This window comes from Amorphus sp. MBR-141 (genome assembly GCF_053628695.1).
Map to the genome: position 1 here is coordinate 59,197 of NZ_JBRJGW010000006.1, position 13,962 is coordinate 73,158.

At 68.3% G+C, this 13,962-nt stretch carries 12 protein-coding genes; 1 reads left to right on the forward strand and 11 read right to left on the reverse strand.

Annotation, left to right across the window (positions count from 1 at the left end):
* Position 1 precedes the first annotated feature (1 nt).
* On the reverse strand, positions 2-2,182 hold the full coding sequence (locus ACSSVZ_RS09880) for an FUSC family protein (RefSeq protein ID WP_453969647.1): 2,181 nt from the start codon (positions 2,180-2,182) through the stop codon (positions 2-4).
* A 35-nt stretch (positions 2,183-2,217) separates the two neighbouring features.
* Positions 2,218-3,396, reverse strand: a complete 1,179-nt coding sequence (locus ACSSVZ_RS09885; RefSeq protein ID WP_453969648.1) for a pyridoxal phosphate-dependent aminotransferase — start codon at positions 3,394-3,396, stop codon at positions 2,218-2,220.
* A gap of 135 nt (positions 3,397-3,531) precedes the next feature.
* Here ACSSVZ_RS09885 and ACSSVZ_RS09890 point away from each other — a divergent pair, with 135 nt between their 5' ends.
* Positions 3,532-4,398, forward strand: a complete 867-nt coding sequence (locus ACSSVZ_RS09890; RefSeq protein ID WP_453969649.1) for an isocitrate lyase/PEP mutase family protein — start codon at positions 3,532-3,534, stop codon at positions 4,396-4,398.
* A 56-nt stretch (positions 4,399-4,454) separates the two neighbouring features.
* On the opposite strand, the gene ACSSVZ_RS09895 is transcribed toward ACSSVZ_RS09890, so the two are convergent.
* The 9 genes from ACSSVZ_RS09895 to ACSSVZ_RS09935 all read right to left on the reverse strand — a co-directional run bounded on the left by ACSSVZ_RS09895 (position 4,455) and on the right by ACSSVZ_RS09935 (position 13,700).
* The gene (locus ACSSVZ_RS09895; protein ID WP_453969650.1) at positions 4,455-5,417 is read right to left on the reverse strand and encodes a 2-hydroxyacid dehydrogenase; all 963 of its coding nucleotides are present in this window, start codon (positions 5,415-5,417) and stop codon (positions 4,455-4,457) included.
* Between the two features lie 60 nt (positions 5,418-5,477).
* Positions 5,478-6,386 (reverse strand): DMT family transporter, encoded by a 909-nt coding sequence (locus ACSSVZ_RS09900; RefSeq protein WP_453969651.1) that lies wholly within the window; start codon positions 6,384-6,386, stop codon positions 5,478-5,480.
* 367 nt (positions 6,387-6,753) lie between these two features.
* Entirely contained in the window at positions 6,754-7,245 is a 492-nt protein-coding gene (locus ACSSVZ_RS09905; RefSeq protein WP_453969652.1) for a MarR family winged helix-turn-helix transcriptional regulator, read from the reverse strand.
* Positions 7,246-7,431: 186 nt separating this feature from the next.
* On the reverse strand, positions 7,432-8,025 hold the full coding sequence (locus ACSSVZ_RS09910) for an NAD(P)H-dependent oxidoreductase (protein WP_453969653.1): 594 nt from the start codon (positions 8,023-8,025) through the stop codon (positions 7,432-7,434).
* A gap of 28 nt (positions 8,026-8,053) precedes the next feature.
* Positions 8,054-9,454, reverse strand: coding sequence for an FAD-binding oxidoreductase (locus ACSSVZ_RS09915; RefSeq protein ID WP_453969654.1), 1,401 nt, complete (start codon positions 9,452-9,454; stop codon positions 8,054-8,056).
* A 141-nt stretch (positions 9,455-9,595) separates the two neighbouring features.
* The gene (locus ACSSVZ_RS09920; RefSeq protein WP_453969655.1) at positions 9,596-10,939 is read right to left on the reverse strand and encodes a cytosine deaminase; all 1,344 of its coding nucleotides are present in this window, start codon (positions 10,937-10,939) and stop codon (positions 9,596-9,598) included.
* A gap of 4 nt (positions 10,940-10,943) precedes the next feature.
* Positions 10,944-11,759, reverse strand: a complete 816-nt coding sequence (locus ACSSVZ_RS09925; RefSeq protein WP_453969974.1) for an ABC transporter permease — start codon at positions 11,757-11,759, stop codon at positions 10,944-10,946.
* 88 nt (positions 11,760-11,847) lie between these two features.
* Positions 11,848-12,657 (reverse strand): ABC transporter ATP-binding protein, encoded by an 810-nt coding sequence (locus tag ACSSVZ_RS09930; RefSeq protein WP_453969656.1) that lies wholly within the window; start codon positions 12,655-12,657, stop codon positions 11,848-11,850.
* Between the two features lie 26 nt (positions 12,658-12,683).
* A complete protein-coding gene (locus ACSSVZ_RS09935) occupies positions 12,684-13,700 on the reverse strand; it encodes an ABC transporter substrate-binding protein (RefSeq protein ID WP_453969657.1) in 1,017 nt (338 codons plus the stop codon).
* Positions 13,701-13,962 lie beyond the last annotated feature (262 nt).

Consider the following 13,962-nt stretch of genomic DNA (forward strand, 5'->3'; position numbering starts at 1 on the left):
GTCAGGTCCGCTCCCAGGCCGTCTTGAACTCGGTCAGCGTCTGGCCGATCTTGCGGCCGTAGTAGAAACGCTCGACCAGCGCGAACGCCTCGTCGGTGGGAATCGAGCCGTCGAGCGGGGCCACCTTCGCGAAGCGCGCCATCAGCGCGTCGAGCGCTGGTGGCGCCATCTCCGCGACGAAGACGCCATCGAAGCCCTTCTCCACCTCGCGGTCGAGATCGGCCATGACCTCTCTCGCCTCGGCGCTGACATCGATCTTGAGGGCAACGGCAGACGCCCTCTCGAACAGGCCGAGATAGCTCACCAGCGCCTCCATCAGGATCGTCACCTCGTTCAGCGCCGCGCCACCGCCCCGTCCGAGCCACCGCTCCGCCTTGAGGGACGGCAGCTCCGCCCGGATGGCGCTGGATTCGGCCTCCAGCGGGGCGGTGTGATCGACCCCCACCACCGGCCGATCCGCCGCCATGCGGAAGACCGTGCTGCACCGCGTCAAAAAGGTCCGGACTTCGGTGCCGACCCGGTCGCCGGCAAACGACGGGGCCACCGTCCAGGCGACCGCCAGCGCCACCGCCGCGCCGATAAAGGTCTCGTAGGCCCGCGCCAGCATCACCGCGGGGCCGATCCCTTCGAGCATGTGAAGCCCGGTGACCACGGTGAAGCCGATCAACGCCGCCGCCAGGTCGTAGCGGATGTCGATGACCATGATCGCCCCCATCACGCAGAGAAAGATCAGCCCGAGTTCGACCGCCGGGGCGTGTCCGATCAGCGGCGACAGCGCAATCGCCGCAAGCACGCCCACCGCGGTGCCTCCGGCACGTCGCAGCGTGCGGTTCACGGTCTCGCCGACCGTCCCGTTCAGGACCAGGGCAACGGTCAGCGTCGCCCAGTAGGCATGCTGGAAGTGGAACGCGTAGTTGAGAGCCGTGGTGATGGATGCCGCGACGATCCCCTGGATCAGCAGCCGCTGGCCCAGCGAAACCGCCGCGTGGTTGGATCCGGCCGCCGGCCCCGGCCCCTCCGCCGGCACGATGCGGGCACCTGCAGTGTCCAGCGAAGCCGCGACGCGGACGACGCCGGTCAGGAGGCGCATCAGCTGCAGCTTGTCCGGGGTGGCGAGCCCGGCGTCGGCGATCAGATCACTTCGGGCCCCCTCGAGCTCGGCCGAAAGCTCCCTGGCATGCGCGGGCTGCCCGTGGGCGACCCGCGCCACCAGCTGCGACAGCGCAGTGAGCGCATCATGGATGCGGCCCGTGACGATCGGCGTCGCCAGCGCGGCGTCGCCGATTTCGGCGAGTGCATCGGCGATCGATTCGCAGGCCAGCAGCAGGCGGTAGGCGGTTGCCACCTCGTGGGCATGACTGTCTGCGAGGCCCGGCGCCTCGGCGCTCGCAACCTCGTAGGCGCCCGTGACGCTCGACCAGCGCCGGCGCAGGGAGCGTATGCGCGACAAAGGCCGTTCGCCCTGGCTGAGCTCCGCGGAGACCTCGGCGAGGCCGTCCGCGATCGCCTCGAGAAAGTGCTGCTTCTGGACGCGGAAGACCCGCACCGCCGACGGCCGCCAGGTCGCGAAGCGCACGAAGAAGCCCACCAGCGCACCGGACAGGCCGGCGATCGGCAGCCAGACGCCGAGGCCGCGCGACGGATCGATCAGCACGGCGAACAGGCTGAGAATGATCAGCGCGACGCCGATGCGCGTTCCGGCGGCACCATAGCGACGGATGTAGAGCCCGCCGCCGATGACGCAGATCCAGATGATGTGGAGGGGCAGCGCGCCATAGCCCCAGGAGCCGGGCGCCGCGAGCCCGATCACCAGCAGGTATCCGACTGCGACGAGGCCGATCTGCAGGGAGGCCCTGAACTCTGCCCGCCGCGAGGCCGGCGGAACGAGCAGGACGATGTGGGCCGCCACGACGGCCGTGATTGCCGACATGGTGAAGCCCAGCGCCGGCGCGGAGAACATGTCCGCGTAGGCCGGCAGATGGCGGCTCACCCAGGCGCCGAGCAGGCGGTCGACGAACGGCACGCCGCGAGATGCGAGCAGGTAGCCGACCGCGATGCCGAGCGCAATCGCCGCGACCAGGTGCAGGCCGCGCGCCAGCCGGACGCCCCCGGGGTCGAACTCGTTGAGGCGTTCCAGGAGATCCGACACGCGCCGCATGCCGAGCGTTCCTTCAGCCGTCATCTGCGTCGCTCGCTGGGTCCGATCCGAAGGGGCATTCACGGAGTCTTTGTGGCGAGGAAATGCCCGATCCGCTCCAGTGCCTGCTCGATCTCGGCCTCGGAGGCGGCATAGGAGAGCCGCATGTAGCCCTCGCCGAGGATGCCGAAATCGGGGCCGCCGATCAGCGCGACCCCTGCGGTTTCCAGGAGGCGACCCGCCAGCGGTTTGGCCTTGAACCCCGTCTCCTTGATCGACGGGAAGGCGTAGAATGCGCCGGTCGGGGTCCGGCAGGACACGCCTGGCAGCCGGTTGAGCCCCTCGACCACCAGCGTCCGGCGCCGGTCGAAGGCTGCGACCATCGCGTCGACGGCGTCCTGAGGACCGGTCAGGGCGGCGATCCCGGCATACTGGCTGGCCGCGTTAACGCACGACCAGGCGTTCACGGCGAGCTTCCGGGCCGCATCGATCAGGCTCTCCGGCCACAGCGCGTAGCCGAGGCGCCAGCCGGTCATGGCGTAGGTCTTTGACCAGCCATCCAGAAGAATGAGCCGGTCGGCGATCTCCGGGTAGGACAGCAGCGACACGTGCTCGGTCCCGCCGTACAGGATCCGGCCGTAGATCTCGTCGGAGAGGATCGCCGCGTCGGGATAGTCCGCAAGCCCCGCCACCAGCGCATCGATCTCGGCGCGCGGCGTCACCCCGCCGGTGGGATTGGCCGGCGAATTGAGGATCACCAGCCGCGTCTGCGGCGTCATCAGCGACAGCGTCTCGGCAGCGGAGAAGGCGAAATCGTTTTCCTCGCGGATCGGGATCGGAACCGGCCGGGCACCGGTGAACTCGATCATCGAGCGGTAGATGGGAAAGCCGGGATCCGGATAGAGGATGTCGACGCCCGGCTCGCCCATCATCAGGATCGCCATGAACATCGTCACCTTGCCACCGGGAACGACGACGATCCGGTCGACGGACGGCTCGACGCCGGTCCGCGCCAGGAGATCCGCCGCCACGGCCTCGCGCAACGGCAAGATGCCGGTCGACGGGGTATAGCCGTGGTGCCCGTCGCGCAGCGCCTTAACCGCGGCTTCGACGATGTGGGGCGGCGTTTTGAAGTCCGGCTGGCCGATACCGAGATTGATGATCGACCGGCCCTCGCTGGCAAGCTGCGTCGCCCGGGCGAGCACCGCGAAGGCATTTTCCTCGCCAATGCGCTGAAAGGCTGCGATCGGTGTCGGCATTGACGTTCCTCCTCTTGGCCGCCCCGCCGACCGCTCCACCGAAAGCCCTTGCGGCAGCGATCGGTCGAAGGCAGCGTCGGGCGGCCCACCTCCCCGGACGGGCCAGAGGTCGTCAATAGCCGAGGGACCACCGCGATGGAAATCGAGAATGAGAAGGCCCGGCGCTTTCAGGCGCTGCATGCGCAGGACGCGCTGTTCGTGATGGCGAACGCCTGGGACCTCGGTTCGCTGCGCATGTTCGAAGCGATCGGCTTTTCCGCCCTGGCCACCACCAGCGCCGGCTTCGCCTACAGCCTCGGACGGTCCGACGGGACCGGCTCGATCGCCCGCGACGAGGCGCTGGCACACGTGGCGGAATTCGCGGGCGCCACGTCGCTTCCGATTTCGGCCGACATGGAAGCCGGCTATGGCGCTGATCCGGATGCCGTTGCCGACACCGTCCGCCGGGTGATCGACACCGGCGCGGCGGGGTGTTCGCTCGAGGATGCCACCTATGACGAAGAGAGGCCGCTCTACTCCGTCGAGGAGGCGGCGGAGCGGGTGGCGGCGGCCCGGGCAGCCATCGACGCGGCCGGCGCGCCGTTCGTGCTCACCGCCAGGGCGGAGTGTTTCCTGATGGGCACGCCGGACCCCCTGGCCGACGCGATCCGCCGCCTGCAGGCCTACCAGGAGGCCGGGGCCGACTGCCTCTATGCCCCGGGTCTCACCACCCGCGACGAGATCGCAGCGGTGATCCAGTCGGTCGACCGCCCGGTGAACGTGCTCGCCGGGCTTGGCAGCACGCCGCTCTCGATCCCGGATCTCGCCGCTCTCGGGGTGCGCCGTGTCAGCCTCGGCTCCGGTCTCGCGCAGTTCGCCTACGCCATGGCGATCGACGCGGCCCGCGAGATCTTCGAGGCCGGGTCATTCGGCTTCCTGGAAAAGACGGCCGGCGTCGGCGGGATCAACCGCTTCTTCGAGACGGGCGTGCTGCCGCCGCGGCCGGGTGAGCCCCGCCGGTAGCCGCAGCTCTTTCCGATCGGGTGGATCCACCCGATCGACAAGAAACGGCCCCAGCCTCAGTCCGCCGCCATTTCCGGGATCGGCGACAGCCCGTGGCCGGTGGCGAACCAGGCTTCCAGGTTGTCGAGCATGACCTGCCCCATGGCAGTGCGCGTCGGGACCGAGCCGGACGCCAGATGCGGCAGCAGCACGACGTCCTCGCGGCCGATCAGGCCCGGATGGACCCGCGGCTCGTCCTCGTAGACATCGAGGCCGGCGCCGGCGATGGTGCCGGCTTCCAGCGCGGCGACCAGCGCCGCCTCGTCGACCGCGGTGCCACGTCCGACGTTGACGAGGTACCCCTTCGGGCCAAGCTTTGCCAGCACGGCGGCGTCGACGATGTGGCGCGTCTCCGCCCCACCCGGCGTCGCGACGAGCAGGATATCGGAGGCTTCCGCGAGGGCTGACGGGCTGTCGAAGTAGGCGTGTGGGACGCCTGTCTGCCGGGTGCGGCCGTGATAGGCGATCTTCAGGCCGAAGGCTTCTGCGCGCTGGGCCACGGCACGGCCGATGCGCCCGTAGCCGAGGATGCCAAGGGTTGCGCCAACGAGACTGCCGGGGCTGATCGGCATCGGCCCGTTCGCTTCCCACTTGCCGGCGCGCAGATAGGCGTCGGCGGCGGCGAGCCGCCGGACCGTCATCACGATGAGCCCCATCGTCACATCGGCGACCTCCTGGGTCAGCGCGTCCGGTGCGTTGGTCACCAGGATGCCGCGTGTCCGGGCCGCTGGCACGTCGACGCCCTCGTAGCCCGCGCCCGCCACCGCGATGACCTCGAGCTTGCCGAGCCGGTCCATCAGCCCGGCGCTGGCTGCGCCGGTCGGAAACATACCGATCCCGCGCGCCCTGTCCGCCGCCCGGTCGATGACGGCCTCCGGATCGGGCGCACCAGGCAGCCACAGGACGTCGAAACGGTCTTCGAGCTTGGCGACGATGGCCGGAAGCATCGGGGTCATCATCAGGATGGTCGGCTTGGCCAAATCAGCCTCCAGGCACGGGATCGGACGGGTTGGCGCGCCGGCAGGCGCACGAGTGCGATATCACAGCGGCTTGGCGACGCCACCCCTGCGCCGGTGTTCGCGGTGCAGAATGTAGAGCCCGGAGCAGACGACGATCGACGTCCCGACCACGGTCCAGATCCCCGGCACCTCGTTGAACACGAGATAGCCCGAGATGCTCATCCAGACGATCTGGGTGTAGATGAAGGGGGCAAGCGTCGAGGCCGGCGCGATGCGGTGCGCGCGGATCAGCAGATAGTGGCCGAAACCGCCGAACGCGCCGGTGAGCAGGATCAGCGGCACCAGCCAGACGGTCGACGGCATCACCGCCACCGGCAGCGCCACGGGGGCGAGCCCGATCGTCCCGACGAAACCCGAATAGAAGATCATGGTCTCCGAGCTTTCGGTCGCTCCGAGAAGGCGCGTCAGCAGGATGTAACACGCATTGGAGACCATCGCGCAGAGCGACAGCATGACCCCGATGCTGATGTCCTGGAAGCCGGGCCGGGTGATGACCAGGACGCCGACGAACCCGACCGACACCGCCGACCAGCGCCGGACACCCACCTTCTCGCCAAGCACCGGACCGGCGAGCGCCGTCACCAGCAGCGGCGTGGCGAACATGATGGCCACCGCTTCCGTCAGCTGCAGATATTGCAGGGCACCGAAGTTGAGCGCCGTGGTGGAAAACATGAACGCGCCGCGCAGCACCTGCAGCAGCGGACGCCGGGTCTTGAGATGGAACGGGCGCGACCACAGCCTGAGCAGAATGACGACGAAGATCGTGTGGGTGACGAAGCGCAGCCAGGCAACCTCGACCGCCGGCATGTACTGGCCGAGATATTTTGCCGTCGTATCGAGGCAGGCGAACAGGGCCGCGGTGGCGGTCATCAGGAGGATGCCGCGCAGCGTGTCGCGAGACGAAAGGTCGGACAGGGACGGGGTCGACATGAAGCGCTTTCGCCTTGCACGATCGCGGTCGATCCGAGAGCGCTTTCCGTTCCGATCGGAGCAGGACCGAACGATACCAAGGCGCTCAAGTTACTGAATCCAGAGCCATTTCCTGTCGATCAGGGGGAAGCCCATCTGATCGGAAGATGCTCTGGGCGTCAGATCCGCCGCGCGAGCCTATCCGCAGGCGCCCGCTTTCCAAAGCGCTGTGAACGCAGGTGATGCATGTCGGATGTGCATGGACCCCGCCTCGGCAGGTGCGGAAACGAGGAAGGCGAGCACCAGAATTCCGCCTGCGAACCGCTCGCAACCGTGCACGCGCGCCCGGATGGGTGCGACCAGGTCTGTATGTCCGTAGCCAGTGGTCTCAGGCAGTCGCCGGCTCGTCGACGTCGTCGGGCTCTTCGTCGAGGCTGTCGACAAAGCCGCCGGCGGCAGCCAGGTTCTTCTCGATGGTCCGCAGCAGCTTCCGCAGCCGCTTGCGGTCCTTGTCGTCGAGACCCGCGAGCGCTTCCTTTTCGAGACGCTTCCAGGCCTTGTCCACGTCTGAAATGCGGGCGCGGCCTTCGTCGGTGAGGAACACCCGGGACAGCCGACCGTCGCTTGCCGAGCTCTGCCGCTCGACAAGGCCATGGCTCGCCAGTCGGCTAATCATCTTGGTGACTGTTGGCGGCTGGACGCCCAGAACCCCGGCGAGTTCGCTCATGGTCTGGCCATCGGTGTCGGACAGCGCCTTGAGCAGGAACTCCTGCCCCGGATGCAGTCCGATCCGGCTCAAATGCCCGCCGGATCGCACACGCTGGGCTTTCGCCGCCTGTGCGAGTCGGAACGTCGCGGTCTTTCGGTAGCTGAATGCCATCGTGCTTTGTCTCTACCAAACCGGAATGACGGCTCCATGACAATGGTGAGCCTGGAAACGAATCGTTAAAACGGTAATCGACCGCAGGTGGCCGGGCAACGTCTCCGCACGGCGCTGCAGTTGTCTTCCCAGAACCACGCACCACGACGCTCGCCCGACGGTCCGTGCGGCGGGCGGCATGTCTGCTCATGCCCCCAGGCGGTGGGCGAATGCGGCCACCCGCGCGAGGAACTTCGTTCGCCTCTCCAGCGAGACCGTGTCCATCCGGTAGAGCGCGAGATAGCGCCGCCGGCAGCCCGGCGCGCACAGGCCGCCGATCCCGCGCAGGATCGTCCGGCGGCCGGGTTCGCCGACGAACTTCGAGGTCAGCCAGGTGGCACCGCAGGTCGTCACCACCGCGATCTCCACGATGTTGCGCAGCTGGCCGGCCGGCCGCTCGGTCTCCGTCGGCATCGAGAAGGTTGCGTGCGGCACAAACACCCGGTCGAGCCAGCCCTTGAGGATCGCCGGCGGCCCAAACCACCAGGTCGGATAGACGAACACCAGCGCATCGCACCATCTGAGCCGCTCGAGTTCGCCCACCACCGGGGCTTCGTTCTCGCCCGGCGTGTGATAGCCGCGCCGCTCCTCCGGGCCGAGGACGGGATCGAACCCTTCGGCGTAGAGATCGGCGACACGCACCTGGTGTCCGGCGTCGACGAGGCCGGCGAGGAGCCTGTCGCGGACGGCGGCGTTGAAGCTTCCGTCGCAGGGGTGGGCATAAACGACGAGGACGTTCACGGGCCACCTGTGCCCGGATGGTCGATCCTCATCGCGACAGCCCCGGGAAAAGGTAGGTCTGCCGGCCCGAGAGATCGAAGTTCGGATCTTCCCAGGCGACCATCTTGCCGGGGTTGAGGAGACCGCTCGGATCCGCCTCCTTCTTGAAGGCCAGCTGGACACCGTCCGACTGCTTCATCCCGCCTTCCTCCAGCGTGTAGCGGTGCGGATTGAACACCGGAAACCCCATGTCCTCGTGGATCTTCACGATCTCGTCGAGACGCTCTTCGGTGGTGAAGCGGACGAGCGGCAGACCGAAGCAGGTGATCACGCCATCGAAGCGCACGAACTCCAGGTGGGTGGTCACTTCGTCGCCGAACGCGTCGGCAACCGCCGCGACCTTGGAAAGGTGGTTCGGGTAGGGATAGAGCGACTGCAGATAGGTCATCGCCGGTTCGACCCGCAGCGCCCGCAGCGTGGTGTGGTTCCAGCTCAGCTCGCAGACCGGCGGAAGCTGCTCCCTGTCGGCCGCGCTGGCGCGGTCGGATCGGTAGAGCACGCTGCCGCGCGACCGGTCGACCAGCGACGCGAGCGCGGCCACCGCGAACGGCGCCACCATCAGGAGGACGACGGACTGCTCGCGGCCGATGAAGCGCTGGTGGCGCAGGAAATAGGCATGGCCGGCGGGAGCCGCCACGACACCGACCTCCTTGGTCAGGATCCCGTCGCTGCGGGCGACCTGGTCCGCGAAGATGGCGGCCGGCATCAGGGCGTCGAAGCCGACGATCACGTCGACCCAGTCGCAGGCCGCGGCAAGCGGCATCTCGACTTCGGTGATGACCCCGTTGGTGCCGTAGGCATGGCTGACCTTGTGGATCTCCTCGCCCGTGAGGCTGAGCTTCCGCGGCTCGGCCTCCATGGTCATCACGTCAAGACGGACGATGTTTCCGAGGTCGCGCAGGCCGCCCCAGCGCACGGAACCGACGCCACCCGAGCCGCCCGCCACGAAGCCGCCGATCGACGCGGTCCGGTAGGTCGACGGATGCATCCGGAGCTCCAGCCCGGCCGCGGCCCGCGTCACGCGGTCGATGTCGGCCAGGATCGCGCCGGGCCCGGTCGTCACGGTCCCGGGTCCGACCGATCGGATGTCGGACATCCCGGCGAGGTCGAGGACCAGGCCGCCGGCAAGCGGCATCGCCTGGCCATAGTTGCCCGTGCCGGCGCCGCGCACCGTCACCGGCACGCCGTGGCGATGGCAGGCGGCAAGGATGCGCGCAATGTCCGCGTCGGTCCGGGGCGTGGCGACGAGGTCGCCTGAGACGTGGTCGAGCTGGCGCTTCAGGACGGGCGAATACCAGAAGAAGTCACGGCTCTTCTGCTTCACCAGCGACGGGTTGCGCTCGATGGGCACGCCGTCGAGATCCGCAACGAGGCTTTCCAGATCAGCCATCCCACCCCCCATGCAGCCGCTTCGGATCAGGTGGCGCCACCTGGCCGACGGAGGGCTGCTCGCGATCGTCCGATCAGCGGAACGAAAAAATGCAAGTCTTCTGCCAGCCCTTGCACCAAGCCATTTAGAATCCAACGCGTTTCACGCATCCGAACCGGTCCGGCCCGAACGCGCGGCGGCCCAACGCTCGTCCAGCTCCCGATAATCGGGCACGACGCGGTCGAGCACCATCCCGTCACGCAGCACGATGCGGTCGTCCTGGCTGCGGGCGAGCAGCTCGCTGAACGAGCGCGCCCGGAACAGCACCAGGTCCGCGGGAGCCCCGACCTCGAGACGTCCGCGCGTTTCGTCGCCCATCATCGCCGCTGGCGTGCGGGTCACGGCGGCCGGCCAATCCGCGAACGGATGATCGAGATGCAGGATCCGGGTCGCCGCCCGGAACACTTCCAGCATATCGAGGTCCCCGTAGGCGTAGAAAGGGTCACGCGTGTTGTCGCTTGCAATTGCGACGGGAATATTTCGGGCCCGCATCTCGTGAACGAGCGTCACCCCGCGCAGGCGGGGAGTGCGGCCGGGCACCCGGTCCTGGAGGTAGAGGTTGCACAGCGGCAGGCTGACGACGGAGAGGCCGGCGCGCGCCACCGCGTCCAGCGTCCGCATCGCCTCCGCGTCGGGCTGGGCGGACAGCGAGCAGGCATGGCCCACCGTCACGAGGCCCGGAAACCCGGTCGAAAGGTGCGCCTCCGCGATCCGTCGAAGTCCGTCGGCCGCAGCGTCGGTGGTCTCATCGGCGTGGAAGTCGAGATCCAGGCCGTAGCGCGCCGCCACGTCGAACAGCCGGACCAGACGCGCGTCCAGGTCCGGCATCGGATAGGTGACAGCGCCGAGCATGCCGCCGTGTTCGGCGACATGCCGCACGTAGGCGTCGAGGGCATCCCCCTCCGGCAGATCGTCGATGGCGAGAAGTGCAACGGCCTGAAGCTCGATGCGCCCGCGCCAGGCCTCCCGCATCCCGGCAAAGACCGGCCAGGAGATCCGGTGCTGCGGCGGCTTCGAATCCAGGTGCGTGCGGATCAGCCGCGTGCCGTGCGCCTCCGCGCAGCGCAGCGAGAATTCCATTCGCCGGCGCACGTCCGCCGCCGTCCAGTGCGCCGTGCGATCCGCCTCGCAGGCGTCGAGCGCCGCCTCGAAGCGGCCGTCGGGATTGGGGGCGCGCGGCCAGATGTGGCCCTTGTCGAGATGGGTGTGGACGTCGGCGAAGGCCGGAAAGACCAGGCCGTCGTCCAGATCGATCCCGCCCGCCGGCGGGGCGGTCGCGGCCGGGGCGATGGAGGCGATACGGCCATCGGCGATGACGATATCGGCACAGGCGAGGCCGCTTGTGTCGGCGGACGCCGCGAGCGCCGGGCAGAGCGCGGTCGGGACGGTCGCTTCCACCAGCCGCAGCGGCCGGTCGCCAGGTCGCAGTCCCGGGCTCCAGACCATCGCGTCAGCGCTCCCGCCGGGTCGCACTTTCGTGCCATCTGCGCAGGACCAGATGCGACACCAGGCTCAGCACCAGATAGATCGCAACGCCGACCGCCGAAATCAGGATGAGCGCCGCGAACATCCGGGCCGTGTTGAGCCGGTAGCCGGCTTCGATGATGCGGAACGCGAGCCCCGACCCGAAGCCCGCCGTCCCGGCCACGAATTCCGCCACCACGGCGCCGATCAGTGCCAGCCCGCCGGCGATCCTCAGCCCGCCGAGAAAATAGGGCATCGCCGCTGGCATCTGCAGGTGACGGAGGGTTTGCCAGCGGTTCGCGCCGTAGAGATCGAACAGCGCATGCAGGTTTCGGTCCGCCGAGTTCAGCCCCAGCGTGGTGTTCGACAGGATCGGGAAAAAGGCGACGATCCACGCGCAGATCAGCAGCTTCGCGGTGGTGTTGTCGACATAGATGTTGATCAGCGGGAACACGGCGACGATGGGCGTCACCTGCAGCACCACGGCGATCGGAAACAGGGAATACTCGACCAGCCGCGACTGGGAAAACAGGATGGCCAGGCCCACCGCGCCGATCGTGGCGACGCCAAGCGCCAGCAGCGTGATCGCCAGCGTGTTCAGGAGCGCCTGGGAGAGGATCGGCCAGTCTTCGACCAGCGACCCGAACACCTCGCCCGGGCCGGGCAGGATGTAGGCCGGGATCTGGTTCACCACGACGACGAGATGCCAGGCGCCGACGAGCAGACCCACCACGCCGATCGGCAGCAGCCAGCGGGCCGCCCGGTCGAGCGACCCGCGGGCCCCGCCACCGCTCTGCTCCATCGAGCGCCATGCCGCGGCGGGCTCGTCGACGGGGCCCGTGTCCGTTGCGGGGTCCGACACCGTGCTCATCGCCGCGATCGCCCCTGCCTCACGCCGCGGCCCCTTCGCCCATCGCAACGTGCAGTGCGTCGGAGGTCTCCCGGCAGGAGGCCGCGTAGGCTTCCGTCGTGCGGAAGGCATCGCTCCGCGGATAGGGTTCGTCGACCGACAGCGTCCGGATGATGCGGCCGGGGCGCGCGGCCATCACCGCGATGCGGGTCGACAGAAACACCGATTCGAAGACCGAGTGGGTGACGAACACGACCGTGAAGCCGAGCCGGCCCCACAGCTCCAGAAGATCCTTGTTGAGCTTGAAGCGGGTGATCTCGTCCAGCGCGGCGAACGGCTCGTCGAGCAGCAGAAGCCGCGGCTCGGTGACCAGTGCGCGGGCGATCGACACCCGCATCTTCATGCCGCCGGACAACTCGCGGGGGAAGGCTTCGGCGAAACCGGCGAGCCCGACCCCATCGAGCGCCGCCATGACCCGGTCGCTGGCGGCGCGTCTCGACACGCCTTTCAGCCGTAGCGGAAGCCAGACGTTGGTGAACGCCGACGCCCACGGCATCAGGGTCGGCTCCTGGAACACGAACCCGACGTCCCGGCCGGCCTGCCGTCCACCGGGTCGCGCGATCGTCCCGGCCGTCGGCTCGATCAGGCCGGCGATCAGGCGGAGCACGGTCGATTTCCCGCAGCCCGACGGGCCGAGAAGACTCACGAAGTCGCCTTCGTGCACTGCAAGGTCGAGGTTGGAGATGGCGGTCGTGCCACTCGGAAAGCGCTTGGTGACCCCGCTGAGGACGACCGCCGGGGCCGCTTCGTCGACGGTCCCCGTGCGACCCATTTCCGGGGCATTCACCATGGCCATCCTCGTGTCGACCGATCGGCCTACTTGCCGGTCAGATCCCTCTTCAGATCGAGCCCCAGGCCTTTGTTCACGAAGTCGAGCGTGTAGGACCTGGAGATGTCAATCCCGGCCGGAAGCACACCGGCATCGACCATCTTGCCGTAGAAGCTCTTGAAGCGCGCGTCCGTCATCGCCCCGATGCCGAGCTCCAGCGCATCGCCCGAATCGACGATGCCATATTCGCGGAGCTTCTCACGCGAGAAGGCGAGTTGCTCCTCGGTCATGTCCGGGTTCGCCGCCAGGATCACCGCGTCGGCGGCCGACGAATCCCCGTAGAGGTAGGTGTACCAGCCGAGCGCGGAGCCGTCGACGAAGCACGCCACCGCCTCCGGCATCTCGTCGATGGTCTTCTGCATCACCTCCACCGTGGTGGCGTAGGTATCGAACCCGTAGTCGGCGATCAGGAAGATGTTCGGCGTGAAGCCGCCCTTGGTTTCGACCGCATAGGGTTCGGATGTGACGTAGCCCTGTTGCCCGACCCTCGGGTCGGCAAGGAACGGCGCTGCGTTGAAGGTGTACGGCTCGCGCTGATCGGCCTTGAAGCCGTAGGCGGCGATCATCCACTGGAAGAACGACTGGAACCCTTCGTCCCCCAGGAGGAGGTCGATGTCCTTCAGGCTTTCCCAGGTGTCGAGGCCCTGGCCCGGATGGGTCATGATGACCTGCGGTTCCTTCTGGAAGTGCGCGGCCACGACCTTCAGCGGAATGTCCTGCTCCACTGCCGAAAAGGCCTGGATCAGGTTGCCGCCCATGTGGAACTGGATCTTGCCGGCGAGAAGCAGCGCCCGGTTGTTCACCTGCGGACCGCCCGAGACGATCTCCACCTCCAGGCCGCACTTCTCGTAGGTGCCGTCGGCGACGGCCTGATAGTAGCCGCCGTGTTCCGCCTCGGGCAGCCAGTTGGTGCCGAACTTGACCTGCTCGAGTGCCGCCGCCGGGCCCGCCAGCAGGGCTCCGGCAGCCAGCACGCAGGCGAGTGAAGGGATCGCACGTGTCATCGCTCGTTCGTCCTCGCGTTGTCCCGATCCCCGCGCCGGAGGCGATCGCTGTCGATGATCCTGGTCAGGCGGCCCCGCGCTCCGCCGAATGCCGTGCTGCCGGAGCAGCGATCGTGCCTCGGCCCGGCATGGCGCCGCTGAGACGCTTCCCCGCGCAGCCGGGAACGGACCTGCAACGCGCGTGCCAGAGAACGAAAGCCCGAATGAAGATGCAGCCTCCCTTCGTACGAACAATAGAACGCCGAGCCCGCAGGACAAGCGG

Excerpts from the sequence above, each read along its gene's own strand:
- ACSSVZ_RS09905 (WP_453969652.1), bottom strand. The coding sequence starts at position 7,245 with ATGGCATTCAGCTACCGAAAGACCGCGACGTTCCGACTCGCACAGGCG.
- ACSSVZ_RS09915 (WP_453969654.1), bottom strand. The coding sequence starts at position 9,454 with ATGGCTGATCTGGAAAGCCTCGTTGCGGATCTCGACGGCGTGCCCATC.
- ACSSVZ_RS09880 (WP_453969647.1), bottom strand. The coding sequence starts at position 2,182 with ATGACGGCTGAAGGAACGCTCGGCATGCGGCGCGTGTCGGATCTCCTG.
- ACSSVZ_RS09900 (WP_453969651.1), bottom strand. The coding sequence starts at position 6,386 with ATGTCGACCCCGTCCCTGTCCGACCTTTCGTCTCGCGACACGCTGCGC.
- ACSSVZ_RS09925 (WP_453969974.1), bottom strand. The coding sequence starts at position 11,759 with ATGGAGCAGAGCGGTGGCGGGGCCCGCGGGTCGCTCGACCGGGCGGCC.
- ACSSVZ_RS09890 (WP_453969649.1), top strand. The coding sequence starts at position 3,532 with ATGGAAATCGAGAATGAGAAGGCCCGGCGCTTTCAGGCGCTGCATGCG.
- ACSSVZ_RS09935 (WP_453969657.1), bottom strand. The coding sequence starts at position 13,700 with ATGACACGTGCGATCCCTTCACTCGCCTGCGTGCTGGCTGCCGGAGCC.
- ACSSVZ_RS09885 (WP_453969648.1), bottom strand. The coding sequence starts at position 3,396 with ATGCCGACACCGATCGCAGCCTTTCAGCGCATTGGCGAGGAAAATGCC.
- ACSSVZ_RS09920 (WP_453969655.1), bottom strand. The coding sequence starts at position 10,939 with ATGGTCTGGAGCCCGGGACTGCGACCTGGCGACCGGCCGCTGCGGCTG.
- ACSSVZ_RS09930 (WP_453969656.1), bottom strand. The coding sequence starts at position 12,657 with ATGGTGAATGCCCCGGAAATGGGTCGCACGGGGACCGTCGACGAAGCG.